21 protein-coding genes and 3 pseudogenes are annotated in these 24,478 nt (G+C 60.2%); 8 read left to right on the top strand and 16 right to left on the bottom strand.

Annotated elements, in window-relative coordinates:
- Positions 1–88: 88 nt before the first annotated feature.
- From JFV26_RS05660 to JFV26_RS05645, 4 genes and pseudogenes are all read left to right on the top strand, one after another.
- Positions 89–739: a hypothetical protein gene (locus JFV26_RS05660; RefSeq protein WP_242487739.1), complete on the top strand. Its 651-nt coding sequence runs from the start codon at positions 89–91 to the stop codon at positions 737–739.
- Between the two features lie 461 nt (positions 740–1,200).
- Positions 1,201–1,532 (top strand): annotated as a pseudogene (locus JFV26_RS05655) (DUF1731 domain-containing protein); the annotation flags it as partial.
- Positions 1,533–1,541: 9 nt separating this feature from the next.
- Positions 1,542–4,025, top strand: a complete 2,484-nt coding sequence (locus tag JFV26_RS05650; protein WP_446739897.1) for an alpha/beta hydrolase — start codon at positions 1,542–1,544, stop codon at positions 4,023–4,025.
- A gap of 217 nt (positions 4,026–4,242) precedes the next feature.
- Positions 4,243–4,626, top strand: coding sequence for a helicase (locus tag JFV26_RS05645; RefSeq protein WP_201190491.1), 384 nt, complete (start codon positions 4,243–4,245; stop codon positions 4,624–4,626).
- A gap of 95 nt (positions 4,627–4,721) precedes the next feature.
- Here JFV26_RS05645 and JFV26_RS05640 read toward each other — a convergent pair whose 3' ends face one another.
- The 6 genes from JFV26_RS05640 to exbB form a co-directional block, all read right to left on the bottom strand.
- Positions 4,722–6,122: an aminoacyl-tRNA deacylase and HDOD domain-containing protein gene (locus tag JFV26_RS05640; protein ID WP_201190489.1), complete on the bottom strand. Its 1,401-nt coding sequence runs from the start codon at positions 6,120–6,122 to the stop codon at positions 4,722–4,724.
- 79 nt (positions 6,123–6,201) lie between these two features.
- Positions 6,202–8,277 carry an ATP-dependent DNA helicase RecG gene (recG, locus tag JFV26_RS05635; RefSeq protein ID WP_201190487.1) on the bottom strand — a complete coding sequence of 692 codons (2,076 nt, stop codon included), beginning with the start codon at positions 8,275–8,277 and terminating at the stop codon, positions 6,202–6,204.
- Positions 8,278–8,286: 9 nt separating this feature from the next.
- Complete coding sequence (locus JFV26_RS05630; RefSeq protein WP_201190485.1) at positions 8,287–9,216, bottom strand: hydrogen peroxide-inducible genes activator; 930 nt, start codon at positions 9,214–9,216, stop codon at positions 8,287–8,289.
- 234 nt (positions 9,217–9,450) lie between these two features.
- A complete protein-coding gene (locus JFV26_RS05625; RefSeq protein ID WP_201190483.1) occupies positions 9,451–10,200 on the bottom strand; it encodes an energy transducer TonB family protein in 750 nt (249 codons plus the stop codon).
- Positions 10,197–10,625, bottom strand: coding sequence for a TonB system transport protein ExbD (exbD, locus tag JFV26_RS05620; RefSeq protein ID WP_201190481.1), 429 nt, complete (start codon positions 10,623–10,625; stop codon positions 10,197–10,199). The genes JFV26_RS05625 and exbD overlap by 4 nt, the downstream gene beginning before the upstream one ends.
- 6 nt (positions 10,626–10,631) lie before the next feature.
- Complete coding sequence (exbB, locus tag JFV26_RS05615; RefSeq protein ID WP_201190479.1) at positions 10,632–11,606, bottom strand: tonB-system energizer ExbB; 975 nt, start codon at positions 11,604–11,606, stop codon at positions 10,632–10,634.
- 189 nt (positions 11,607–11,795) lie between these two features.
- Between exbB and JFV26_RS05610 the strand changes: the two genes are divergently transcribed.
- Positions 11,796–12,653, top strand: coding sequence for an SDR family oxidoreductase (locus JFV26_RS05610; protein WP_201190477.1), 858 nt, complete (start codon positions 11,796–11,798; stop codon positions 12,651–12,653).
- 140 nt (positions 12,654–12,793) lie between these two features.
- Here the strand turns inward: JFV26_RS05610 and JFV26_RS05605 are convergent, their stop codons facing one another.
- The 6 genes from JFV26_RS05605 to JFV26_RS05580 all read right to left on the bottom strand — a co-directional run bounded on the left by JFV26_RS05605 (position 12,794) and on the right by JFV26_RS05580 (position 18,085).
- Positions 12,794–13,534 carry a hypothetical protein gene (locus tag JFV26_RS05605; RefSeq protein WP_201190475.1) on the bottom strand — a complete coding sequence of 247 codons (741 nt, stop codon included), beginning with the start codon at positions 13,532–13,534 and terminating at the stop codon, positions 12,794–12,796.
- Positions 13,535–13,589: 55 nt separating this feature from the next.
- A complete protein-coding gene (locus JFV26_RS05600) occupies positions 13,590–13,970 on the bottom strand; it encodes a RidA family protein (protein ID WP_003229509.1) in 381 nt (126 codons plus the stop codon).
- Positions 13,971–13,994: 24 nt separating this feature from the next.
- A complete protein-coding gene (gene spoT, locus JFV26_RS05595; protein ID WP_201190473.1) occupies positions 13,995–16,100 on the bottom strand; it encodes a bifunctional GTP diphosphokinase/guanosine-3',5'-bis pyrophosphate 3'-pyrophosphohydrolase in 2,106 nt (701 codons plus the stop codon).
- A 57-nt stretch (positions 16,101–16,157) separates the two neighbouring features.
- Positions 16,158–16,421 (bottom strand): DNA-directed RNA polymerase subunit omega, encoded by a 264-nt coding sequence (gene rpoZ, locus JFV26_RS05590; RefSeq protein WP_007894670.1) that lies wholly within the window; start codon positions 16,419–16,421, stop codon positions 16,158–16,160.
- A 167-nt stretch (positions 16,422–16,588) separates the two neighbouring features.
- Positions 16,589–17,209, bottom strand: coding sequence for a guanylate kinase (gene gmk / locus JFV26_RS05585; protein ID WP_201190471.1), 621 nt, complete (start codon positions 17,207–17,209; stop codon positions 16,589–16,591).
- Between the two features lie 12 nt (positions 17,210–17,221).
- On the bottom strand, positions 17,222–18,085 hold the full coding sequence (locus tag JFV26_RS05580; protein ID WP_201190469.1) for a YicC/YloC family endoribonuclease: 864 nt from the start codon (positions 18,083–18,085) through the stop codon (positions 17,222–17,224).
- A gap of 269 nt (positions 18,086–18,354) precedes the next feature.
- Between JFV26_RS05580 and rph the strand changes: the two genes are divergently transcribed.
- Positions 18,355–19,077 (top strand): ribonuclease PH, encoded by a 723-nt coding sequence (rph, locus tag JFV26_RS05575; protein WP_201190467.1) that lies wholly within the window; start codon positions 18,355–18,357, stop codon positions 19,075–19,077.
- A gap of 28 nt (positions 19,078–19,105) precedes the next feature.
- On the top strand, positions 19,106–19,474 hold the full coding sequence (locus tag JFV26_RS05570) for a DUF4870 domain-containing protein (RefSeq protein ID WP_201190465.1): 369 nt from the start codon (positions 19,106–19,108) through the stop codon (positions 19,472–19,474).
- Between the two features lie 175 nt (positions 19,475–19,649).
- Here the strand turns inward: JFV26_RS05570 and JFV26_RS05565 are convergent, their stop codons facing one another.
- The gene (locus JFV26_RS05565) at positions 19,650–20,429 is read right to left on the bottom strand and encodes an exodeoxyribonuclease III (RefSeq protein WP_201190463.1); all 780 of its coding nucleotides are present in this window, start codon (positions 20,427–20,429) and stop codon (positions 19,650–19,652) included.
- An 81-nt stretch (positions 20,430–20,510) separates the two neighbouring features.
- Here JFV26_RS05565 and pyrE point away from each other — a divergent pair, with 81 nt between their 5' ends.
- Positions 20,511–21,155 carry an orotate phosphoribosyltransferase gene (gene pyrE / locus JFV26_RS05560; protein ID WP_201190461.1) on the top strand — a complete coding sequence of 215 codons (645 nt, stop codon included), beginning with the start codon at positions 20,511–20,513 and terminating at the stop codon, positions 21,153–21,155.
- Positions 21,156–21,358: 203 nt separating this feature from the next.
- Here the strand turns inward: pyrE and argB are convergent, their stop codons facing one another.
- From argB to dut, 3 genes and pseudogenes are all read right to left on the bottom strand, one after another.
- On the bottom strand, positions 21,359–22,264 hold the full coding sequence (argB, locus tag JFV26_RS05555; RefSeq protein ID WP_109626724.1) for an acetylglutamate kinase: 906 nt from the start codon (positions 22,262–22,264) through the stop codon (positions 21,359–21,361).
- A gap of 25 nt (positions 22,265–22,289) precedes the next feature.
- Positions 22,290–23,666: pseudogene (locus JFV26_RS05550) on the bottom strand (phosphomannomutase/phosphoglucomutase); the annotation flags it as partial.
- A gap of 354 nt (positions 23,667–24,020) precedes the next feature.
- Positions 24,021–24,477, bottom strand: a pseudogene (gene dut, locus JFV26_RS05545) (dUTP diphosphatase).
- Position 24,478: the final 1 nt, after the last annotated feature.

Below are 24,478 nucleotides of genomic sequence, written 5' to 3'. Positions count from 1 at the left end.
GAAGTGCGGCTATAACTGAGCATAAAGGAAGTACTTCACTACTTGTTGTTGCAGGTGGGAACGATGCTGGTGCAGCTACTTCAGGTAGTTGCGTGATCGCGGCAAGCCTGACGGCTGTAAAAGGGGGTTTGAAGGGGAGTTTATTCCGGTCAATACGGCACTTACCAGTTATGGTGGTGAGCAGGCGCAAGGGAAAAGGCTACAGATTGAATATAGTAATAATTCGATTACTATAAATGATGCGGACTATGTTGGCATATGTGCGTTAGATAGCAGTTTGATTAATCGGTACGAGCAATTGCCGCCTGCAGATAATCGACATAAACATGTATTCGCGGAAATGATCGGTCTTGCTCATGCGGATGCTCTGTACTTATTTAAGAAAGGGCAGAGGGGAGAAGCAATTATGGAGCTGTCTCCTTATGCCGAAAATTATCAAAAAGCATGGCTGTCAGATAAAGAGTTGGGCAGTGCCATGATTTCGGCGATAAATGATTATGCCTATTTTCTACAAGAAAATAATCAGGCGTTGGAATCTATTCCGTTCTTGAATGATGTCGTGGCGGCTCAACCGAAAAGAGCCGTAGCTTGGTTGAATTTGGCGGATTCTAACTGGGCGATTGGCGAAAAGAATGACGCTGCAAAACAATATGCAGAATATAAAAGGCTGATGATGGCGGAGAATAAAAAGTCAAAGATTCCCTCGCGAGTATTTGAGCGTACTTCCACAGCTACGTAAATTTTTAATTGTGTCGCAAAGGATAAGGATTATTTAGTCATAAGGAGTAAAGGGACAGATTTATTTCGGTCGATAGAAGCTTCGTCTATCCTATAAATTAATCTGTTCTCCTTCTTCTATGCAAAAGGGGACGGGTTCTGAGAAATCCCCGCTTTTTCCTACGAGAAATCAAGAAGTTGGGAATTGAAGAGACCTGCATGGGTCGGCAGCTTGTATTGCACCACACAAAAACAAGATCCCGATCCCATGCAGGCAATCCGATTCTTACACAGCGCGCTCGCTCAATCACTTCCCACTGTCCATTCCCATCGTCTGAAAACGCTGATGTGTTGTGTCAGTTCATTACTGAAAGGCCGTCGTCTGACGCTGACAGGACTGGGTCGATTCATGTCTGGCAAGGCCTATCCCAAACATGCCATCAAACGGGTGGATCGTATGCGTCCGGCCAAGTCATCTACGTGCGCATGGGCGATGGCCGGCAGATCATGAGCTGGGTGCATCGCGACGATGTGATTCAAGTGATTGCCGGGCGTTCGACGACAGCAGTCTCAGCGGCACTTACAACCTGGTGGCACCGGATGCGGTGAGTCAGGCGGTGTTCGCCGAGCGTGTCGGCAAAGCCCTGAAGCGCCCGGTGTGGTTCCACATTCCAGCGGCGCCGGTGCGGGCGCTGGCCGGCGAGATGGCGCAGTTGTTTTTCGACGGTCAACGGGTGGTGCCGAGCCGGTTGACCGAGGCCGGTTACACGTTCCGTTACCCGACCCTCGACGCTGCCCTGCGCGATCTGGCCTGAGGACTGTTGATGAGCAAGCCTGTGATGTACCTGCTGGCCGGCAACGGTGGCGCCGCCGATTGGTGGGATGACGCGCTGCCGCACTTTCAGCGCTACCACGTGGTGCCGCTGGAATTGCCGGGCTTCGGCAGCAATCCACAGGCGCCGTGCGAAGACCTCGCGGCGTACGCTCAAGCGTTGCTGGCGATGACGGTGAAGGGCCGCGCGATCATGGCGGTCGGGGTCAACGCGTTGCTGGTGTTGCACGCGCTGCAACGTCAGCCGGGCCATTTTTGTCGCAGCGTGTTGTTGGCGCCGGTCGGGGCGTTTTTGTGGCAGCGACGGCTGCCGGCGTTGATGTCGCCGCTGCCGATTCGCAAGACCATTCATTGGTTGCTGGCGAATAAGCCTGCGCTGTTCAAACACAAATTCTCCAACCAGACCTGGACGCCCGCGCAGTACCAGCGCATGGGCGCCGGGTATGCGCGGTGCCGCGCGTTTGTGCCGCACTGGGATCTGGTGCGCGCCGATACCGCGTTGCCGTTGCTGGAGTGGATCACTGATCCGGTTGAGCTGGTGTGGGGCGATCAGGACAATGTGCTCGGTATCGCGCAGGCTGCGGCGTGGTCAGCGATTCTGGCCCGTGCTGATCTGACTATCTGCTTGAAAACCGGTTGGGGTCATTACCCGTGGATCGACTCGCCGGCCGAATTCGCCGCGTGGCTGGAGTCGGGTGAGCGTGGATTTGTGGCACACACCAAGGGCGGTCGTTTGCGTCTGGCGGAGCTGGCCGGGCAAGCGGTGCCGCCGGCGTTGTCGCTCAACGATTGCCACGACTTACGTTTGCCGACGTTTCTCGCCAGCCAACCGGACGCCACGTGGGCGGTGCGTTCTTCCAGTTATGGCGAGGATCAGGCCGACGCGGCGAATGCCGGGTTGAGCACCACGTTTTTGCGCGAACCAACGTCGAACGTGTCGGCACGGATTGCCGAGCTGAGCGCGGCGGGTGTGGAAGAAGTGGTGGTGCAGCGTTTCATCACGCCGCAGCTGTCCGGCATCGGGTTTGTGCGGCATCTGTCGGTCGAACTGGAATGGGTGGAAGGTCACTTGGAGGCGCTGGCCGACGGTCAGGTCAGCCCCGAACGCGCGATCCTTTCCCGCCTCGGCGAGTCGTGGCGCAGCGACACGTTCAAGCCGTCCCATGGCCTGACGGCAGAGCTGTTGTGGCGCTTTTTGCAAGGCGTGTTGCGGGTCTTCCACTACGTGCCCGGTGACGTCGAATGGGCCTGGGATGGCCAGCAACTCTGGTTGCTGCAATACCGGCCGATCAGCGACTACGGCTGGCGCCGGCACCTGACCGCCGCGAACATCGCCGAGATCCTGCCGCCGCAACCGAGCGTGTTTGTGGAGTACGCCCAGCGTCGTGCAGCGGGAAGTATTCCGGCGATCATGGCGCGCTGGGATTCGCGGGTTTTGCAGGACAACGAGCCGTTCACTGCAGTGTTTGGCGGTGCTTCGTACATCAACAATGATTTGTTTCTCGCGCGCCTCGCCGACTGGGGCATCTCCGCCAGCAGCTATGCCGGAGAAGTCGGTGGCGCGACACCGCACCTGCCATGGCGACCGCTACGAATGCTGCGTTCGCTGCCATTGTTTCTGCGCATGCAACGCATCGCACGTGGGCATTTGCTGACGCTTGAACGGGGTTTGCAGTGCTTCGATCAGGAACTCTCTGAACTCATCACCCAAAGTGCCGACGGCCAGCGATTGGCGGATTGGTTCACCCGGTTTTATGTGTTCGTGGTGCAGGGCAACCTGTGCATCGCAACCTCGTTGGCCAGTGGCGGCGGCGACCTGCTGGGCCGGCCGCCAACCGCGTATGACGACCTAGAAAACAGCCCGCATCGGCTGCCGTGGGAAACCGACCCGGCGACGTCACGCCCGTCCCAGACCGACCTGCCGTTGCAAGCCTTCCCGCAATGGTCCGGGTTTATTCGCATCGCCCATTCAGCCGGCCTGCCGGGCCTGCGCGGCTACTACCTGCAAGTGCGCGAGTGGTACCGCGACAACCTGATGCGGATCTTCTTTCGCCTGCATCACGCCATGCCTATGGCCGACCGAGCGCATTGGTTCGCACCGCATCCGGATATTCGCACCCGCGATGGGAGCTTCTGGCAGGACGGCCGCGAAGGCACCGAACAAGCGACGGGCTTCATGATTTATCCGGGGCAGGTGCAGGGCATTTTGGGTGACGACATTTTGCTCGAAGACACCCTGGACCCTGGACGGCATGCGCACTATCAGGCCGCGCGCGCGGTGATTGCGCGGATGGGTGGGCGTTTGTCGCATGGTTCTACTTTGTTACGGGAGTTGCGAAAGCCTTCGGCGGTTTTGCCGCATGTCGATGTGGCGTGGAAGGGGTGTGAGGTGTTGTATCGGGATGGTGAGTTGACGTTGGTGTGTGATTCCCATCCCGAGGTCCAAGAACAAGGGGTTGGAGTACGGCGCGCCTGAGCCGGTTTAAACGATCCGGGGAGAGAGCATTAAGATCAAAAGATCGCAGCCTTCGGCAGCTCCTACATGGGGCGTGTTTCGTGAGATGAATAGCGTGACTTGGCGGTCATTGGCGTCAAAAAGCGTGACATCTTCTCCTAAAGCAAGCTGATGGTGTTGTTATTGCTTGAAGCCGCTACACTCCGCCAGCCGTTCATTTTCCTTTGAGGCTTTGCGCATGAAATTTCGTTTTCTTCTGTGGATGCTGGGTTTGTTGATGGGTAAGGCCAGTCGGACCAATCCTGCATTTCAACAGCAGTTGGGTGACAAGGAGCTTGTATTCCAATTACAGACCCTGGACGGAAAAGTGGCGCGGCATTTCCTGGTGAAGGATCAGCGCATTACCAGTAAGTCCGGCGTGTATGCCGAGCCGGCGTTTGCGATTGCCTTTAAAGATGCCGCGTACGGCTTTGCCACGATGCAGGCGAAGAACAAACAGTTGGCGTTTATGACGGGGATTCAGGACAAGTCGATTCAGATCAAGGGCAACCCGGCGCTGGTGATCTGGTTCCAGGGGTTGACCAAGTATTTGAAGCCGAGGAAGGCCAAGCCTAAGGCTTGAGGTCTGTCAGGTAGACCGAGGTGGATTCTTCGCGGGCAAGCCTTGCTCCTACAGGATTAGGTGATCCGTAGGAGCGAGTCTTGCCCGCGAAGCTTTTAGGCTGGGGTGAATTGCGAAGCCAATTCGCGCAGCAGTACTTCAGCTTCAAGCACTTTGCTGACGACATCGTTGGCTTTGTCGCGAGTCAAACCCACCCGCTCCAGCAGCGCATCCGGAATGTCTTCATCCGGCCCGGAGCCAATTCCGCGACTACGCAGCAAACGCACCGCCAGGCACACAAGGTTCGGATACTCGGCATACGCACCGTCATAACCCGGATCGTGCTGGAAGCGCAGCGCGGTGGCCAGTTCGTCGGGCATGTCCCAGTAGCGCATCAGCCAGGAGCCGATCTGTTCGCGGCTGATGCCGAGCAGGTGTTGCTCGACGTAGCTGTGGCACAGGTGCGGGTTGACCTCCAGGTGGCGGCAGATCAGCGAGAAGTGTGGCGGGAAGACATGGGCCAGCAGCAAGTAGCCGAAGTTGTGCAGCAGGCCGGCCAGGTAGGTCAGGCCGGCTTCCGGGCGCTGGGCGCGGGGCATGGCGCGGGTCAGGCCTTCGATGACGGCGGCGGTGTAGATCGATTGCTGCCAGTACGGCGTGGTGTGTTGCGGGTGGTCTTTGGGCAGGCTCAGGGTTTTGCCCAGGGCCAGGCCCAGCGCCAGGTTGATCACCAGATCAAAGCCCAGCACCCGGACGATCGCGTCTTCCACTGAACGAATCTTGCCCGGCGAGGCGTAGTACGGCGAAGCCGCCCAGCTCACGACTTGGGCGGCGAGGGCCGGGTCGGTTTCGACGACGCCGGTGATGTCGTCGATGGTAGCGTTCGGGTCTACGCGCAGCTTGATGATCTTCTGCGCGGTTTCGGCCAGCGGCGGAATCTCGATGGTCGCTTCCAGGCGTTGCTGGATGCGCCGCGCGGTGAACGCGTGAACGGCCTGGATGATTTCCTCGCGGTCATCGTCGGGGCGGTCGAGGTTCGGGCGGATGCTGGTCAGGGCTTCGCCGAAGTTGGCCGCGCTGGCTTTGGTCAGCATGGACTTGAAGGCTTCGCTGCTGATTTCCAGCAGTACGCCAGGCTCGCCCGAGTTGATCAGCAACGTCGGTTCGCGCAGCAGGCTTTCTTCGTACAGGCACGGCGAACTGGTCAGCGCCGGCAGGCCGGGCAGCAGGCTCAGGCTGTGTTTGCCGAGCATCTTCTCCAGGCGTCCGGTCGAGACAGCGGTCAATCGGCGGCCAGTCAGTTCGGCGAGGCGATTGAGGTCCAGCAATTGGCTTTGCGGGAACAGCACCATGAGCGCGCCGACCGCATCATCGAGCAAAACGGCCTGCACTTTGCGCGCGGCGTTCAGGCCGTGATGGTCGAGAACTTCTTCGTAGGCGATGCCCAGTTTGCCGAGCAGCAGCCGAATTGCAGACGGAGCATGCGGGGGTTCTGGGACGAGGGCAGCTTCGGTCATGGTGTGTATCCGTTTTTGAAACAATTGCAGGAGTATAACCAGCTTGCTCGGAACGATGGTCCAGAAACTGAGACGCTGCTCACACTTGGCCGTATTGCTGCCCATGACGTAGCCAGCGATCGAGCAACGGGCTGACGTGATCCGGCCAGCGTTCCAGCAATGCCTGAGCCGCGTCACGTACGGCGGGCAGCAGGTCGGCGTCGCGCATCAGGTCGGCGACCTTGAATTGAAGCAGGCCGGTCTGGCGCGTGCCGAGCATTTCGCCGGGGCCGCGCAGTTCGAGGTCTTTTTCGGCGATCACAAAACCGTCGTTGGTTTCGCGCATGATGCCCAGGCGCTGACGACCGATCTGTGACAGCGGCGGATGGTAGAGCAGCACGCAATGGCTGGCGGCGCTGCCGCGACCGACGCGACCGCGCAACTGGTGCAGTTGCGCGAGGCCAAGGCGCTCGGGGTTTTCAATGATCATCAGGCTGGCGTTCGGTACGTCGACGCCGACTTCGATCACCGTGGTGGCGACCAGCAGTTGCAGGTTGCCGGCCTTGAATTCGGCCATGACCGCGGCTTTTTCGGCAGGCTTCATACGGCCGTGGATCAGCCCGACTTTCAGTTCGCCGAGGGCGGCGGTGAGGTCTTCATACGTGGTTTCGGCAGCCTGGCAAGTCAGCTCTTCAGACTCCTCAATCAACGTACAAACCCAATAGGCCTGACGGCCTTCGGCACAGGCGCCGCGCACTCGCTCAATGACTTCGACGCGCCGGGTGTCGGTGACCAGCACGGTGTTGACCGGGGTGCGGCCGGGCGGCAATTCGTCGAGGATCGAGGTGTCGAGGTCGGCGTAGGCGCTCATGGCCAACGTCCGTGGAATCGGCGTGGCGGTCATGATCAGTTGGTGCGGACACATCCGCCCGCCAACGCCCTTTTGCCGCAACGCCAGACGCTGCTGGACGCCGAAGCGGTGTTGTTCGTCGATGATCGCCAGCGCGAGGTTCTTGAACTGCACTTCTTCCTGGAACAGCGCGTGGGTGCCGACCACCATCGGCGTGCCGCTGGCGATTTGTTCCAGTGCGGCGACGCGGTTCTTGCCCTTGAGCTTGCCGGCCAGCCACGCGACTTCGATGCCCAGCGGTTCGAGCCAGCGCTTGAAGGTGATGAAGTGTTGTTCGGCGAGGATCTCGGTGGGCGCCATCAGCGCGACTTGATAACCGGCTTCCAGTGCTTGCAGCGCGGCGAGGGCGGCGACCACGGTTTTACCGGAGCCGACGTCGCCCTGGATCAGCCGCAGCATCGGTTCGTGCTGACTGAGGTCGTAGGCGATTTCGTTACCGACCCGTTGTTGGGCGCCGGTCGGCGTGAAGCCGAGATTGGCCAGGTACTTGGGCGGCAGCTGGGTGGCTTTTGGCATCGCCGGCGCGCGCAGGGAGCGCATGCTTTCGCGCAGGCGCTGCTGGGACAGTTGATGCGTCAGCAGTTCTTCGAAGGCCAAGCGATGCTGGGCCCAGTGATGACCGAGGGCCAGTTCGTCGACGTCGGCATCGGCGGGCGGGTGATGCAGGTAACGGATCGCATCGGCCAGCGGCGCCAGTTGATAGTCCCGGGCCAGTTCGGTCGGCAGCCAGTCGGGCAGGCTGCTGGGGCCGAGCAAGGTCAGGGTTTGCATGCACAGTTGGCGCAGGCGTTGTTGGGTCAGGCCTTCGGTGAGCGGGTAGACCGGCGTCAGGGTTTCATCCACCGGCGGCGGCTCGTCACCGGTGATGGCGCGGTATTCCGGATGGTAGATCTCCAGCCCGGAAGCACCGGGCCGCGCCTCGCCGTAGCAGCGAATCCGCGTGCCGCGCTTGAGGCCTTCTTTCTGGGCGTTACTGAAATGGTAGAAACGCAGGCTGAGCCCGCCGGTGCCGTCCTGTATCCGCACCACCAGGCTGCGGCGCCGGCCCATGACCACGTCGGCGCCGCTGACGGTACCTTCGATCACGGCGTCTTGCCCGGGTCGCAAGTGGCCGATCGGGACCACGCGAGTGCGGTCCTGATAACGCAACGGCAGGTGAAACAGCACGTCCTGGAGATTTTCCAGGCCAACCTTGGCCAATTTCTCGGCCATGGCTTCGCCGACACCCTTGAGTGCCGTCACCGACACCTGCGACAACTCGGTCATGGTCGCGACTTAACCCGCAACCACCGGCGCTGCGGGCTTGGCCACCGAGCACAGGCGAATGGAGTCAGCGAGGATTTCAATCGCCTTCGGTCGCGGGAAGCTCGCGCGCCAGGCGATGGCCACGGTGCGGAACGGCACCGGCGGCGACAGTGGACGCACGGCGATCACGCCAGGGGCGTAATGGTGGCTGTCCACTGCCGACAGCGGCAGGATCGAGATGCCGAGGCCGGAGGCGACCATGTGGCGGATGGTTTCCAGCGAGCTGGATTCCACCGTGGTGTGCTTGGCGCCGTCGTTGCCTTTGCCGAGCGTCGGGCAGGCTTCCAGCACTTGATCGCGGAAGCAGTGGCCTTCGCCGAGCAGCAGCAGGCTCTTGTCGTTGAGCAGGGCGGCGTCGATGGTTTCTTTCTGGGTCCACGGGTGCTGGGCCGGCATCAGGACGTAGAACGGCTCGTCGTAGAGTGGCAGGGTCAGCACGTCGGCTTCGTTGAACGGCAGGGCGATGATGATCGCGTCAAGCTCGCCGTTGCGCAGTTTGTCGCGCAGCACGTGGGTGAAGTTTTCTTCGATGTACAACGGCATCTGCGGGGCGACCCGGTGCAGTTGTGGAATCAGGTGCGGGAACAGGTATGGGCCGACGGTGTAGATCGCGCCGACTTTCAGCGGGGCGGTCAGCTGGTTCTTGCCGGCCTGGGCCAGTTCGCGGATACCTTGGGCCTGTTCCAGGACTTTTTGCGCCTGGGCCACGATGCCTTCGCCGACCGGGGTCAGGCGCACGGCGCTCTTGCTGCGCTCGAAAATCAGCACACCGAGTTCGTCTTCAAGCTTTTTCACGCCCACCGACAGGGTCGGCTGGCTGACGTGGCAACGCTCGGCCGCATGGCCGAAGTGCTGCTCTTGGGCGAGGGTAACGATGTAGCGTAATTCTGTAAGAGTCATAGCGGGCGTCCATGAAGTTGCGGGCCAAGCATACCGGCTGCAATCGATAGACGCACGTTATCAGACTGAGTGTGCTGAGTGACACAGGGCAATGCAGGTTTGCCGCTGGCGGATATGCAAAAGGCACTTTTTCGGGGGCCTTTGCAAAAAGATCGCAGCCTTCGGCAGCTCCTACACGGGATTGCATTCACCCTGTAGGAGCTGCCGAAGGCTGCGATCTTTTGCTCTACTGTCTTAACGCCGGCGTTTTTCCAGCGAGTAAACAAACGGTGCGACGATTTCGATGGAGCCGTTGTTCAGCATGTCGGCCGGTGGCTTGGGCAGCGGTTGGGCACGCTTGATCATGTCCAGGGTGGCCCGGTCCAGATCGGCGTTGCCGGAGCGGCCCACCAGTTCGAACGACAACACGTTACCTTCGGCATCGACCACGAAACGCAGACGGTTCAGGCCTTCCTTGCCCCGGGACTGCGCGCTGGCCGGGTACTTTTTGTACTTGGCCAAATGCGCGAGCAGGGTGCCTTGCCAACTGGCCTTGGCGGCCTGCTGGGCGGGCGATGGGCCCGGAGCTGGCTGCGCGGACTTTTCGGTCGGTGCCTGGGTCGGTTGCGCGTCGCTCGGTTTTTCCTCGGACGGTTTTTCCTTCGGCGGCTCCGGTTTTTTCTCCACAGGCTTGGGCGGTTGCGGCTTGGGCTTGGGCTTAACCGGTTTCGGCACGGCTATCTCGGCCTTCGGTGCTTCAGCCAGTTTCGGTATCGGCAGCTCTTCCACCGGGGCCGGTGGCTGTGGCGGTGTAATGACCTTTGGCGGTGCGGGCGGTGGCGGGGCCGGAACCGGCGCCAACTCCACCATCATCGCCTGCGGTGGCAGCTCGATCGGTGGGCGTGCCGTCCAGTTCAACGCCAGCGCAATGGCCAGCGCATGGACGCCCAGCACCACGGCCAGGCTCGCGCCGTAACGCGTCAGCTTATGGCGCGTTGTGTTCATTTCTTGACTGCCGACTCGAGACCGACCAAACCCACCTTCAGGTAACCGGCAGAGCGTAGGTTGTCCATCACACTCATCAGGTCGCCGTAATCCACACCTTTATCGGCCTGGAAGAAAATCGTCGTGTCTTTCTTGCCCTTGGTCCTGGCGTCGAGTGTGGCGCCGAGGGCTTCGGCTTTCACTTCGTCTTCGCCGAGGAACAGGCGTTGGTCAGCTTTTACGCTGAGGAACACCGGTTTCTCTGGCCGAGGCGCCGGTTTGGCGCTGGAGGCGGGCAGGTCGACCTTGATGTCCACCGTGGCCAACGGAGCGGCCACCATGAAGATGATCAACAGCACCAGCATCACGTCGATAAACGGCGTGACATTGATTTCATGGTTCTCGGCCAGATCGTCGTCTGCGCCTTCTTTCAAATGCAGGCCCATGGCCGATTACCCCACTTTCACCATGTGCGGTTGCGAGCTGCTGCGCTCGGGCGGCAGGTGATCCAGGTCGCGGCTGACCAGCAGCAGGACTTCTGCCGACGCATCGGAAACCTGCGCCTTGTAACCGGCGATGGAGCGGGCGAAGACGTTGTAGATGACCACGGCAGGAATCGCCGCAACCAGGCCCAGTGCCGTGGCCAGCAAGGCTTCGGCAATGCCGGGGGCCACAACGGCGAGGTTGGTGGTCTGGGTTTTGGCGATGCCGATGAAGCTGTTCATGATGCCCCATACGGTACCGAACAGGCCGACGAATGGCGCGGTGGAACCGATGGTGGCAAGCACGCCGGTGCCGCTGCTCATGTTGCGACCGCAGGCTGCAACCAGACGCTCAAGACGGAAGGCAACACGTTCCTTGATGCCTTCTTTCTCGCGGCTGTTGACCGACAGGCGCATTTCTTCCAGGGCATCGTGAACCAGCAGGTTGGCGAGGGTGCCTTGCTTGGTCGCCGAAGCGCTGGCTTCTTTAAGGGTGGTGGCTTTCTTCAGGTGGACGATTTCGGTCCGCAGGCGACGCTTGGCGCCCATCAGCTCGAAGCCCTTGGCGATCCAGATGGTCCAGGTGATGATCGAGGCGATGGCCAGGCCGATCATCACGATTTTCACGATAATATCGGCGTTCTGGTACATGCCCCATGGCGACAGGTCGTGGGCCATGCCCAGGGTGTTGTCGGGTTCGAGGACTTCAGGTGCGTCGTCAGCAGTGGCGTCCACGGCTTGAGCCGGGTCGGTTGCGACCGGTGCAGCAGCCGGAGCGGCGTGATCAACAGGGGCCGGAGCAGTTGCGGCTGCCGGAGTGGCGGGCGCTTGTGCATCAGCGAAAGCGGCGGTCGGCGCCAGCATCAGGCTGAGCAGCAGGGCGGCCACAGCGCTCCAGGCGCGAGGTCGTTTGGTTGGCGAAGCGGGGAATAGATTGCGTGTCATGCTGGCCGGACCTGAGAGAAAAATACGGTAAATGTTCTTCCAGGCCTCGTAAGGCCGAGAACAAAAGTGGCAGGCATTATTGCAAGTAATTCTTGTTAACAAAAGTAATAGCGTCTCTTTTTTTCCTCCATTGCTAGCCGCTCGTCCTTTGCTGGCGCTAGTCTGTACCTTTACTGAGGGAGTTTTCTGATGTCCGCGCCATCTGTTTTAATCGCCGGTTGCGGTGATGTCGGCAGTCGTCTGGCCACACAATTGTTGGCTTGCGGGTGGGAGGTTCACGGCTTGCGGCGTGACGTCTCACGCCTGCCCAAAGGGGTGATTGGCGTTGCCGGCGACTTGTTCAATAAAGACTGTCCGGCAACCTGGCCAATCGGTGCGGTGGATTACCTGGTGTATTGCGCGGCGGCTACCGATCACGATGAAGCCGGGTACCGCGCTGCCTATGTCCAGGGCTTGCAGTATGTACTTGAGTGGTTGAACGACTACGGGCAGGTACCTAAACGCTTGCTGTTTGTCTCCAGTAGCAGCGTCTATGGTCAGGAGGGTGGCGAGTGGGTTGATGAAACCTCGCCGACGGCGGCCAGTGGTTTCTCGGGGCGACTGATGCTGGAGGCCGAGCAGGTGGCGCTCGGCAGCGGCATCCCTGCGAGCATCGTGCGCTTGACCGGGATCTACGGCCCTGGCCGCGAAAGATTGCTGACCCAGGTGCGCGGCGGTTATCGCGTGGCGACTGATCCACCGCTGTACGGCAACCGCATTCATGCCGACGACGCGGCCGGGTTGATGGCGTTTCTGCTTGAAGCGGATCATCGTGATGTGGTGCTGGATGACGTCTACATAGGTGTCGACGATGCGCCTGCGCCATTGGCCGAAGTGGTCGGCTGGCTGCGTGAGTACCTGGGCGTGACCGAATGGGCCGAGGACGCGAGCGTACGCCGCACTGGCAGCAAGCGTTGCAGCAATGCCCGGGCGAAAGCGTTGGGCTGGGTGCCGAAGTACCCGAGTTATCGCGAAGGCTACGCCGCGATTCTCGAAGGTCGTTGCTGAGTTCCAGTCACCACAAACCAACTGTGGGAGCGGGCTTGCTCGCGAAGGGGCCATAACATTCAACATCTTCGTTGACTGTTATACCGCTTTCGCGAGCAAGCCCGCTCCCACAGGGGATCTTCTTTGCAGTTAGAGCCGGGTTACTGCTTCTCGAGCAACCACTGCCGCTGGCCCGGCGTGAACGACGGCATTTCATCCGCCTGCGCCGTGTTCACGGTGTGGAAGATCTCCAGCTCTTTGCCCTTGCGCGCGAAGATCCAGGTGTTGCCCTGGCCATTCACTTGCAGCCAGATGTTGTCGTTGCCGCCGCTCATCGACGCGCAATCGCCCGCCAGGCACAGTGCATAACGGTCTGCGCCCGGTAGGCCGGCCACTTGCCCATCAGCCTGAAACTGCACGGTGTTGCCTTCGCCCGGGCCGCTGACGACTTTCCAGCTGCCGCCCATGTACGACGAATACAGTGCTCGCTCGAAGCTGGCGCCGATTGGCGCGCCATCCGGAACCGGAATCAGCGCGCGGTCGAAGACTTGTGCCGGTTCGTTATCGTTGGCGGCCTGGCTCAGTTGCTTGCCGTCCCGTTTCAGTTCGCTGGCAGAGCTGCCATAGAAGTCGACTTTCCAGGCGCCGGACTTGTCGCCCAGCAGCTTGCCTTCGACGTTTTCAAAACCGTTGGTGTAGCGGGCCTGACTGGCCTTGGTGTTGACGTCCCATTCCAGATTCGGGCCGTAAGCCTGCAACGCTTCGCGCAGGGGGCCGCCCTTGGAGGCAGCATCGATGGCCACCTGGTTGATCCAGGTGCCGCTGATGTCGCGGTCGGCAGGGTTACTGGCACAGCCGCCGAGGAAAACGGCGAGCAAGGAGAGGGCAAGCGCTTGGCGCATGGTGGAATCCTTTCAAAGCGAAGTCGGCGCAGCCTGAGAGGCTGCGCCGGGTGTATTACTCGATGACCAGAATGGCGTCCATTTCTACCTGTGAACCCTTTGGCAGGGCTGCAACGCCGATGGCGGCGCGGGCAGGGTACGGCTGGTCAAAGTATTTGCCCATGATCTCGTTGACCTTGGCGAAGTGGCTCAGGTCGGTGAGGAAGATGTTCAGTTTGACGATGTCCTTGAACGAACCGCCGGCAGCTTCAGCCACGGCCTTCAGGTTCTCGAACACCTGGACGGTCTGGGCTTCGAAGCCCTCAACCAGTTCCATGGTTTTTGGGTCCAGAGGAATCTGGCCCGACATGTAAACGGTATTGCCAGCCTTGATCGCCTGGGAATAAGTACCGATGGCGGCCGGGGCCTTGTCGCTGGTGATAACGGTCTTGGTCATGAATGACTCCTTGTAATAGTGGGCTTAGGCACGCATGCGGGTGATGCGAATCACCCCGGTCAAGGCGCGCAGTTTCTTGATCACGCGGGCCAGGTGCACACGGTCGTGCACGCTGACCACCAGTTGGACCACGCTGATGCGACCATCGCGCTCATCCATGCTGATTTTTTCGATATTGCCGTCGGCCGCGTTGACGCTGCTGGCCAGCAGGGCGATCAGGCCGCGCTGATGTTCCAGTTCGACGCGCAGCTCGACGTTGAATTCGCCGGTGACATCCTTGGCCCACGAGAGCTGGATACATTTTTCCGGGTTGTGGCGGATTTCGCTGATATTGCGGCAATTGTCCAGGTGCACGACCATGCCTTTGCCGGCGGACAGGTGCCCGACAATCGGGTCGCCCGGAATCGGCGTGCAGCACTTGGCGTAGCTGAGCACCAGGCCTTCGGTGCCGCGAATCGCCAGCGGACCTTCCGCGCTCGGCAGTTGTTCGCCTTCGCCCAGCAGGCGGCGGGCGACCACATAGGCCATGCGATTGCCCAGGCCGATGTCTTCGAGCAGGTCTTCGATCAGTTCCAGGCGGTACTCGGTGAGCATTGCCTTGACGCGCTCGGCCGGGACTTTTTCCAGCGTGCTGTCGAAACCGTTGAGCACTTTGTTCAGCAGGCGTTCGCCGAGGCTGATGGATTCGGAGCGACGTTGTAGTTTCAGCGCGTGGCGGATGTGGGTTCGCGCCTTGCCGGTGACCACGAAGTTGAGCCACGCCGGGTTCGGCCGTGCGCCAGGAGCGCTGACGATCTCGACCGTGGAGCCGCTTTGCAGCGGTTCGGACAGCGGTGCGAGACGACGATTGATCCGGCAGGCGATGCAACTGTTGCCGACGTCGGTGTGCACCGCGTAAGCGAAGTCGACCGCCGTGGAGCCTTTGGGCAGCTCCATGATCCGGCCTTTTGGCGTGAACACGTAGACCTCGTCCGGGAACAGGTCGATCTTCACGCTTTCGATGAATTCCAGCGAGTTGCCGGCGCGTTGCTGCATTTCCAGCACGCCCTTGACCCACTGGCGGGCGCGGGCGTGAGTGCCTTTTGGCTGCTCGTCGCCGCTGGACTTGTACAGCCAATGCGCGGCGATGCCGTTGTTGGCCATCTCTTCCATTTCACGGGTGCGGATCTGGATCTCGATCGGTACGCCGTGCATGCCGAACAACGTGGTGTGCAGCGACTGATAGCCGTTGGCCTTGGGGATCGCGATGTAATCCTTGAAGCGCCCCGGCAACGGCTTGTACAAATTATGCACAGCGCCCAGCACGCGGTAGCAGGTATCGACCTTGTCGACGATGATCCGGAACGCATAGACGTCCATGATCTCGTTGAAGGCCCGACGCTTGCCGCGCATTTTCTTGTAGATGCCGTAGAGGTGTTTCTGGCGCCCGCTGACCTCGCCCTGGATTTCATCAATCGCCAGGCAGTGGCTCAGGGACTCTTCGATCTTGTTGACGATTTCCTTGCGGTTGCCCCGGGCGCGTTTGACCGCCTGGTAGATCCGCGCGGAACGCATCGGGTGCATGGCCTTGAAGCCGAGGTCTTCGAATTCTATGCGGATGGCGTGCATGCCCAGCCGGTTGGCGATGGGCGCATAGATTTCCAGGGTTTCCTTGGCGATGCGCCGGCGTTTTTCGCCGGACAGCACTTCCAGGGTCCGCATGTTGTGCAGACGGTCGGCCAGCTTGACCAGGATCACGCGAATGTCGCGCGCCATGGCCATGGCCATTTTCTGGAAGTTTTCGGCCTGGGCTTCAGCCTTGGTCTCGAAGTTCATCTGGGTCAGTTTGCTGACCCCGTCGACCAGTTCGGCCACGGTTTCGCCGAACTGCGCTTGCAGTGCTTCCTTGGCAATACCGGTGTCTTCGATCACGTCATGCAGCATGGCTGCCATCAGGCTCTGATGGTCCATATGCATGTCGGCAAGAATATTCGCCACCGCAAGAGGATGCGTGACGTACGCCTCGCCGCTGCGGCGGCGTTGGCCGTCGTGGGCTTGTTCGGCGTAGAAATACGCTCGGCGGACCAGGTTGACCTGGTCATTGCCGAGGTAGGTCGATAAGCGATCGGCGAGGGCGTCTATGCTCGGCATGATGACTCCTGCCGTTCGTTGTGACCCCGCGCCGTGCTACGTCGACCAGGCATAGGCTTAGACGGCCTCGTTGGACTCGTCCTCGAACGCTGCGAACAGCGGTTCGTCTTCGACGATTTCAGCATTGGCGATGAACTCGTAGCTCATCAGGCCTTCAGCGATTTCACGCAGCGCTACAACGGTAGGCTTGTCGTTTTCCCACTGAACCAGTGGCTCTTTGCCGCCGGTGGCCAGTTGACGGGCACGTTTGGTGGACAGCATGACCAGCTCAAAACGGTTTTCCACGTGGTTCAGGCAGTCTTCAACGGTTACGCGGGCCATGGTATTCCTCGGAGCGAATGCAATATGCGCGCTGCCCGGTTGGGCGAGCGGACTCAACAGTTTAAAAAATCACCAGCGATTAGGGAAGCGCTGATTTTTTGACCAGGCCCTTCAACGCGCTACAAGTGCCAATGTAAAGCCCTTGCAGCGGTTTTGGGAAGAGCTGTTTAGCCGAGCAATTCGGCCAAAAGTTTTCCGTGCAACTGCTGCTGACGCTTCTGATGCAGCTGATTGGCACGGAAAATCGCCTTCAGATCGTGCAGTGCATGGGCGAAATCGTCGTTGATGATCAGGTAGTCGTAGTCGACGTAATGGCTCATCTCGCTGACCGCTTCACGCATCCGGCCATCAATGATTTCGTCGCTGTCCTGGCCGCGATTGGTCAGGCGCTGGTGCAAGGCCTGCAGGGACGGCGGCAGAATGAAGATCGAGCGGGCCTGGGGCATCAACTTGCGTACTTGTTCGGCACCCTGCCAGTCGATTTCCAGAATCAGGTCGTGGCCTGCGTCCAGGGTTTGCTGCAGGTGGCTTTGCGAGGTGCCATAGAGATTGCCGAACACTTCGGCGCGCTCGAGGAAGTCACCATGTTCGCCCATCTTCACGAACGCTTCACGTGAGACGAAGTGATAGTTCACACCGTTCACTTCACCGGGGCGCATGGCGCGGGTGGTGTGGGAGACCGAGACGCGGATCTCCTCATCAGCGTCGGTCAGGGCCTTGACCAGGCTGCTCTTGCCCGCGCCCGAAGGGGCAGAAATGATGTACAGGGTGCCAGTGCTATGGGTCATGTCGGGGTAGCCTTACTCAATATTCTGCACTTGTTCGCGCATCTGCTCGATCAACACTTTGAGGTTGACCGCCGCCTGCGTGCTGCGCGGGTCGAAGGCTTTGGAGCCCAGTGTGTTGGCTTCGCGGTTGAGCTCCTGCATCAGGAAGTCCAGGCGCCGGCCGGCAGCGCCGCCGGACTTGAGTACCCGGCGTACTTCGATGATGTGGGTGCTCAGGCGGTCCAGTTCTTCGGCGACGTCGCTCTTTTGAGCAAGCATGACCATTTCCTGTTCCAGGCGCTGCGGGTCCATCTCGGCTTTCATGTCGGCAAAGCGGTCGAGGACTTTCTGGCGCTGGGTGGCGAGCATCTGTGGAACCAGCTCACGCAGGGTCACGACGTCTTCTTCAATGGACGTCAGGCGCTCGTTGATCAACCGTGCCAGCTCGGAGCCTTCACGCTCGCGGCCGGCCTTGAGTTCTTTCAGACCCTGGGTGAAGAGCGCCAGTGCCTCGGCGTTCAGGGCTTGCGGGTCAGTCGCGTCGCCCACCAGCACGCCGGGCCAGGCCAGGACTTCCAGCGGGTTCAGCGCGGCCGGGTTTTTGATCAGGCTGGCAATCGTCTCGGCGGCAGCAACCAGTTGCGCGGCGCGGTCGCGGTCCACTTGCAGGGGTTTGCCGGTGCTTTCTTCGGTGAAACGCAGGGTGCATTCCAGTTTGCCTCGGGACAATCCCTGGCGCAGGGCCTCGCGGACGGCGCCTTCGAGGTCGCGAAACGATTCCGGCAGACGCAGGTGCGGTTCCAGGTAGCGGCTGTTGACCGAGCGCAGTTCCCAGCTCAGGGTGCCTTGGACGCCGGCTTTTTCGACGCGGGCGAAGGCGGTCATGCTGTGCACCATGGAGGTACCTCGCAATGCAGGCCGGCGCAAAACCCTTGGGTTTCGCGGACCTGATATCAATGAATTTAAGCCGACGGGCAGCAAGGCGCAGGATTGTAGCGCAGTGGGGTGGATGCGCCCAAACACACGGTGTGACAAAGGGCTGCAGGCCGTCGGTTAAAGACTTTTCGCGGCCTTCAGCCGTCGGCTGGATTTTTTAGACGTGCCCAGGCGCGGCCAGCGGCTCTATAATGCTCGGCAGTTTTCCGTCCCCCGTACAGGTATCCCCTATGAAACGTCCAAGTGGTCGCGCTGCCGATCAGCTCCGCTCGATCCGCATTACCCGCAACTACACCAAACACGCCGAGGGATCTGTACTGGTCGAATTCGGTGATACCAAAGTCATCTGCACCGTCAGCGTCGAGAACGGCGTGCCGCGTTTCCTCAAGGGCCAGGGCCAGGGCTGGTTGACCGCTGAATACGGCATGCTGCCGCGCGCCACTGGCGAGCGTAACCAGCGTGAAGCGAGCCGCGGCAAGCAAGGCGGCCGTACCCTGGAAATCCAGCGTCTGATCGGTCGTTCCCTGCGCGCGGCGCTGGACATGTCCAAGCTGGGCGATGTCACCCTGTACGTCGACTGCGACGTGATCCAGGCTGACGGCGGCACCCGTACTGCGTCCATCACCGGCGCGATGGTTGCACTGGTCGATGCCTTGAAAGTGATCAAGAAGCGCGGCGGCCTGAAAGGCGGCGACCCGCTCAAGCAAATGATCGCCGCGGTTTCGGTGGGCATGTACCAGGGTGAGCCTGTGCTTGACCTCGACTACCCGGAAGATTCGGCTGCCGAGACCGACCTGAACGTCGTCATGACCAGCACTGGCGGCTTCATCGAAGTCCAGGGCACTGCCGAAGGCGCACCGTTCCAGCCGGAAGAGCTGACGGCGATGCTGGAGCTGGCCAAGAAAGGCATGAACGAAATCTTCGAACTGCAGAAAGCCGCACTGGCTGACTGATCGGACTGCTCCACGCAAGGAGGACGCCATGAGTGACGAGCAACTGCCGCTGCCCAAGCCGAGCCATGAGGTTCGTCAATGGGCGATGTTTTGTCACTTGTCCGCCTTGCTGGGGATCTGGATTCCGTTCGGTACGCTGATCGGCCCGCTGATTCTCTGGCAGATGAAGCGCGAGCTGGACCCGTTCATCGATGCGCAAGGCAAGGAGGCGCTGAACTTTCAGCTCACCGTCGCCATTGCCTCCACCATCAGCTTCTTTCTGATGTTCGTGATCATTGGGTTCTTCCTGTTTGGTCTGATCGCCATTGGGGCGTTGGTGCTGACGATTATCGCTGGCGTCAAAGCCAATGACGGCGTGCCTTACCGGTATCCGTTCACCTGGCGGTTGATCAAGTAATCGACGCTGCAAATCCATTGTGGGAGCGGGCTTGCTCGCGAATGCGGTGGATCAGTCGATATTGATGTCGCCTGACACGACGCCTTCGCGAGCAAGCCCGCTCCCACAGTCGGATATCAGCGCCCACAAAAAAGCCGACAGCGATGTCGGCTTTTTTGTATCTGCGAAACGACGCCTAGATGGTCAGCGTCCAGTCGTAGTCCACGATCAGCGGTGCGTGTTGCGAGAACCGTGGCTGACGTGGCAGGCGCGCGCTGCGTACAAAGCGGCGCAGGCCCAGGGTCAGCAACTGGTAGTCGAAACGCCAGCCCAGGTTGAGCATCTCAGCCTGTTCGTTGTCCGGCCACCAGCTGTACTGGTCGCCTTCACGGCTGACTTCGCGCAGGGCATCGACATAACCCATGTTGCCGACAATCTCGTCCATCCAGGCACGTTCAGGTGCCAGGAAACCCGGAGATTGCTGGCTGTCGCGCCAGTTCTTGATATCCAGCTTCTGTTGCGCCACGTACAGCGAGCCACAATAAATGTACTCGCGACGTTTGCGTCGCTGTTTATCCAGATAACGGGCGAAATCGTCCATTAGCTTGAACTTCTGGTTCAAGTCTTCATCGCCATTCTGCCCCGAAGGGAGCAGCAAGGTCGCGATGCTGACCTTATCGAAATCGGCTTGCAGGTAGCGCCCGTAGCGGTCGGCCGTCTCGAAGCCGAGACCACTGATGACAGCCTTCGGTTGCAACCGCGAATACAAAGCCACGCCACCTTGGGCGGGAACTTCGGCATCGCAGGCATAAAGGAAGTAGCCATCCAGTTGGAAAGCTGGATCGTCCAGTTCAAAGGCGGAGGCGCGGGTGTCCTGCAGGCAGATGACGTCGGCATTCTGTGCTTGCAGCCAACTGAGCAAACCACGCTCGACTGCAGCCTGAATACCATTGACGTTCACACTGATGATCCGCATAAATGGCCCCAAAAATCGCGTGCGTGTATGATACACGGCGTCAACCTAATTAGCTAAATCCGTGGTATTTGGGGTTTTTTCATGCAAGCGTATCAGCGCGATTTCATTCGTTTTGCCATCGATCGCGGCGTTTTGCGCTTCGGTGAGTTCACCCTGAAGTCCGGGCGCACCAGTCCTTACTTCTTCAATGCCGGCCTGTTCAACACCGGTTCGGCCTTGGCGCAGTTGGGTCGTTTCTACGCGGCAGCCATTGTCGAGAGCGGCATTCCCTTCGACGTTCTGTTTGGGCCGGCGTACAAAGGCATCCCGTTGGCGGCGACCACGGCGGTGGCATTGGCCGAACATCACGGCCGTGACCTGCCATGGTGCTTCAATCGCAAGGAAGCCAAGGCCCACGGCGAAGGCGGCAGCCTGGTCGGTGCCCCGTTGACCGGCGATGTGCTGATCATCGACGACGTGATCACCGCTGGCACCGCGATCCGTGAAGTGATGCAGATCATCGCTTCCCAGGACGGCGCCAGGGCCGCCGGCGTGCTGATCGCCCTGAACCGTCAGGAGCGTGGCAACGGCGAGTTGTCGGCGATCCAGGAAGTGGAGCGTGACTTCAAGATCCCGGTAATCAGCATTGTTTCGCTGACCCAGGTCCTGCAATTCCTGGCGGATGATCCGCAGCTCAAGCAGCATTTGCCGGCCGTAGAAGCCTACCGCGCCCAGTTCGGCGTCTGACGCAATTCCCCCTGTAGGAGCTGCCGGAGGCTGCGATCTTTTGATCTTGTTTTTAGAAGCTAAAATCAAAAGATCGCAGCCTTCGGCAGCTCCTACAGGGAGCGACAAGCTCCTTTGTCACAATAGGTGAATTGTCGCAGGGATCGCAGGCAAAAAAAGACCCCGCTCAGCCAGGCTGAGCGGGGTCTTTTTGTAGGTGTTGCTTACGGACGCTTGCGGTTACTGATCAAAGTACCCACACCCGTATCGGTGAAGATCTCCAGCAGAATCGCATTCGGCACCCGGCCATCGATGATCAGCGAGCTGCCCACGCCGCCCTGTACCGCTTCCAGCGCGCAACGGATCTTCGGCAGCATGCCGCCGTAGATGGTGCCGTCGGCGATCAGGTCGTCGACTTGCTGGGTGGTCAAGCCGGTGAGGACCGTGCCCGACTTGTCCATCAGGCCGGCGATGTTGGTCAGCAGCATCAGCTTTTCAGCTTTCAGTGCTTCGGCCACTTTACCCGCCACCAAGTCGGCGTTGATGTTGTACGACTCGCCGTTGGCACCGACACCGATGGGCGCGATCACCGGAATGAAATCGCCTTTGACCAGCAGGTTCAGCAGGTCGGTGTTGATCCCGACCACTTCGCCCACCTGGCCGATGTCGATGATTTCCGGCTGGGTCATCTCCGGCGTCTGACGGGTGACGGTGAGCTTTTTCGCACGAATCAGCTCGGCGTCTTTACCGGTCAGGCCGATGGCGCTGCCGCCATGACGGTTGATCAGGTTGACGATGTCCTTGTTCACCTGGCCGCCGAGGACCATTTCCACTACGTCCATGGTCTGCGCGTCAGTCACGCGCATGCCATCGATGAAGTGGCTCTCGATCGACAGACGCTTGAGCAGGTCGCCGATTTGCGGGCCGCCGCCGTGCACCACTACCGGGTTGATGCCCACGGCCTTCATCAGCACGATGTCGCGGGCGAAGCCGGTTTTCAGCTCCTCGCTTTCCATCGCGTTGCCGCCGTATTTGATCACCAGCGTCTTGCCGACATAGCGGCGAATGTAAGGCAGCGCTTCGGACAGGACCTTGGCGGTGTTGGCGGCGGCTTCGCGTTCGAGGGTCATTCAGGGCTCCGGGTGCTTCAAAAATTCAAAACGGTAATTGGAGATCAGGGGCAACACGCTTCAACTGGACTTTAAAAACGTCTTTGATGCGCTGCAATTCAGCCTCGTCATCGGCCTCGAAACGCAGCACCAGCACCGGTGTGGTGTTGGAGGCGCGCACCAGGCCCCAGCCTTTGGCGTAGTCGACTCGCACGCCGTCAATGGTGGTCAGGTTGGCGCCTTCGCCCCACTTCGCATCGTGCAATGCATCAATGATGCTGAATTTGCTCTCTTCGGTCACATGGATATTGATTTCCGGCGTAGAAATATCGTTCGGGAAGGTCGCAAACAGCTCTTCGGCCGTGGATTTTTCCTTGCTGAGGATCTCCAGCAGCCGCGCGGCGCTGTAAATGCCGTCGTCGAAACCGAACCAGCGCTCTTTGAAGAAGATGTGCCCGCTCATTTCGCCGGCCAGCAGGGCGCCGGTTTGTTTCATTTTCTTTTTGATCAAGGAGTGACCGGTCTTCCACATGAGCGGACGACCGCCGTATTCCTTGATCAGCGGGGTCAGGCGGCGGGTGCATTTGACGTCGAAGATGATCTCCGCGTCCGGGTTGCGCGCCAGCACGTCACGGGCGAACAGCATCAGCAGGCGGTCGGGGAAGACGATGCTGCCGGTGTTGGTCACTACGCCGACACGGTCGCCGTCGCCATCGAAGGCCAGGCCCAGGTCAGCGTTGGTTTCCTTGACCTTGGCGATCAGGTCGACCAGGTTTTCAGGCTTGCCCGGGTCCGGGTGATGGTTCGGGAAGTTGCCATCGACCTCGCAGAACAGCGGAATGACTTCGCAGTTCAGCGCTTCAATCAACTGCGGGGCGATCACGCCGGCCGCGCCGTTACCGCAATCGACCACCACTTTCAGGCGACGGGCCAGTTTGACGTCCTGGACGATTTCGGTGTTGTAGCGATTTAGGATCTCGACCTTGGTGATGCTGCCCTCGCCGCTGCTCAGGTTGTTGGTCTTGAGGCGTTCGTGCAGGGCCTGGATCTGTTCGTTGGCCAAGGTGTCGCCAGCGATGACGATCTTGAAGCCGTTGTAGTTCGACGGGTTATGGCTGCCGGTGAGCATGACACCTGATTTGCCGGCCAATACGTTGGCGGCGTAATACAGGGCTGGCGTTGGTACCAGGCCGACGTCGCTGACGTGGCAACCGCTGTCGGCCAGGCCTTGAATCAGGCGTTCGACCAGTTCCGGGCCGGACAGGCGGCCGTCGCGTCCAACGGAAACGTTCGGTTCGTCCTGGGCCAGGCTCTGGGCGCCAATGGCGCGGCCGAGCCAGTAAGCGGTTTCAGCGTTGAGGAATTCCGGGACGGTGCCGCGAATGTCGTAGGCGCGGAAGATGCTGTCGGGGAACTTGGGTGCGACTTGGGCTGGGCTGCTCATCTGTGGGAATGCTCCATTTCGAAAGTGGCTGGACCTGCCTGCGAACTACGGGTCGACAGGCTCAAACTGAAGGGTATGACGGTGTTTTCCACAGAGAGTTCGTGGTGTGTAAAGGCCATGCCGCCTGCGTTTGCGCGGTCACGACCGGCCAATGCCTTGATTTCCAGTGGTAAACCTTCCAGATGACGTCTGTGCAATTTGTGCGAGGAAGCTTGCTCCCGCTTCCCTTGTAGGAGCTGCCGAAGGCTGCGATCTTTTGATTTTGCTTTTTAAGATCAAGATCAAAAGATCGCAGCCTTCGGCAGCTCCACAGGAGTGTAGCGTTTTACCGAATCACTTGGTGCCGGAATGCCCGAAACCGCCAGCGCCGCGCTCGGTTTCAACGAACTCTTCGACCATTTCGAAGTGCGCTTGAACTACCGGCACCAAAACCAGTTGAGCCAGACGCTCGCCAACCACGATATTGAAATCGGTCTGACCACGGTTCCAGCACGAAACCATCAACGGGCCCTGGTAATCGGAGTCGATCAAACCGACCAGGTTGCCCAGCACGATGCCGTGCTTATGGCCCAGGCCTGAGCGCGGCAGAATCAGCGCCGCCAAACCTGGATCGCCGATGTAGACGGACAGGCCGGTCGGGATCAGCAGGGTTTCGCCCGGCTTGATCACGGTGTCTTTTTCCAGCATGGCGCGCAGGTCGAGGCCGGCGGAGCCAGGGGGTGGCGTACTGCGGCAGCGGGAAGTCGGTGCCGATGCGGGGGTCGAGGATCTTGGCTTGCAAAGCGTGCATG

The organism is Pseudomonas sp. TH31 (assembly GCF_016650815.1).
GTDB lineage: Bacteria > Pseudomonadota > Gammaproteobacteria > Pseudomonadales > Pseudomonadaceae > Aquipseudomonas.
Note: the sequence above shows the minus strand (reverse complement) of the source record. Positions and strands in the feature narration are given on the sequence as shown.

What these genes read in the sequence shown, in the direction of transcription:
- JFV26_RS05650 (WP_446739897.1), top strand. Translation starts at nt 1,542, where the DNA reads ATGAGCAAGCCTGTGATGTACCTGCTGGCCGGCAACGGTGGCGCCGCC.
- JFV26_RS05645 (WP_201190491.1), top strand. Translation starts at nt 4,243, where the DNA reads ATGAAATTTCGTTTTCTTCTGTGGATGCTGGGTTTGTTGATGGGTAAG.
- JFV26_RS05640 (WP_201190489.1), bottom strand. Translation starts at nt 6,122, where the DNA reads ATGACCGAAGCTGCCCTCGTCCCAGAACCCCCGCATGCTCCGTCTGCA.
- recG (WP_201190487.1), bottom strand. Translation starts at nt 8,277, where the DNA reads ATGACCGAGTTGTCGCAGGTGTCGGTGACGGCACTCAAGGGTGTCGGC.
- JFV26_RS05630 (WP_201190485.1), bottom strand. Translation starts at nt 9,216, where the DNA reads ATGACTCTTACAGAATTACGCTACATCGTTACCCTCGCCCAAGAGCAG.
- JFV26_RS05625 (WP_201190483.1), bottom strand. Translation starts at nt 10,200, where the DNA reads ATGAACACAACGCGCCATAAGCTGACGCGTTACGGCGCGAGCCTGGCC.
- exbD (WP_201190481.1), bottom strand. Translation starts at nt 10,625, where the DNA reads ATGGGCCTGCATTTGAAAGAAGGCGCAGACGACGATCTGGCCGAGAAC.
- exbB (WP_201190479.1), bottom strand. Translation starts at nt 11,606, where the DNA reads ATGACACGCAATCTATTCCCCGCTTCGCCAACCAAACGACCTCGCGCC.
- JFV26_RS05610 (WP_201190477.1), top strand. Translation starts at nt 11,796, where the DNA reads ATGTCCGCGCCATCTGTTTTAATCGCCGGTTGCGGTGATGTCGGCAGT.
- JFV26_RS05605 (WP_201190475.1), bottom strand. Translation starts at nt 13,534, where the DNA reads ATGCGCCAAGCGCTTGCCCTCTCCTTGCTCGCCGTTTTCCTCGGCGGC.
- JFV26_RS05600 (WP_003229509.1), bottom strand. Translation starts at nt 13,970, where the DNA reads ATGACCAAGACCGTTATCACCAGCGACAAGGCCCCGGCCGCCATCGGT.
- spoT (WP_201190473.1), bottom strand. Translation starts at nt 16,100, where the DNA reads ATGCCGAGCATAGACGCCCTCGCCGATCGCTTATCGACCTACCTCGGC.
- rpoZ (WP_007894670.1), bottom strand. Translation starts at nt 16,421, where the DNA reads ATGGCCCGCGTAACCGTTGAAGACTGCCTGAACCACGTGGAAAACCGT.
- gmk (WP_201190471.1), bottom strand. Translation starts at nt 17,209, where the DNA reads ATGACCCATAGCACTGGCACCCTGTACATCATTTCTGCCCCTTCGGGC.
- JFV26_RS05580 (WP_201190469.1), bottom strand. Translation starts at nt 18,085, where the DNA reads ATGGTGCACAGCATGACCGCCTTCGCCCGCGTCGAAAAAGCCGGCGTC.
- rph (WP_201190467.1), top strand. Translation starts at nt 18,355, where the DNA reads ATGAAACGTCCAAGTGGTCGCGCTGCCGATCAGCTCCGCTCGATCCGC.
- JFV26_RS05570 (WP_201190465.1), top strand. Translation starts at nt 19,106, where the DNA reads ATGAGTGACGAGCAACTGCCGCTGCCCAAGCCGAGCCATGAGGTTCGT.
- JFV26_RS05565 (WP_201190463.1), bottom strand. Translation starts at nt 20,429, where the DNA reads ATGCGGATCATCAGTGTGAACGTCAATGGTATTCAGGCTGCAGTCGAG.
- pyrE (WP_201190461.1), top strand. Translation starts at nt 20,511, where the DNA reads ATGCAAGCGTATCAGCGCGATTTCATTCGTTTTGCCATCGATCGCGGC.
- argB (WP_109626724.1), bottom strand. Translation starts at nt 22,264, where the DNA reads ATGACCCTCGAACGCGAAGCCGCCGCCAACACCGCCAAGGTCCTGTCC.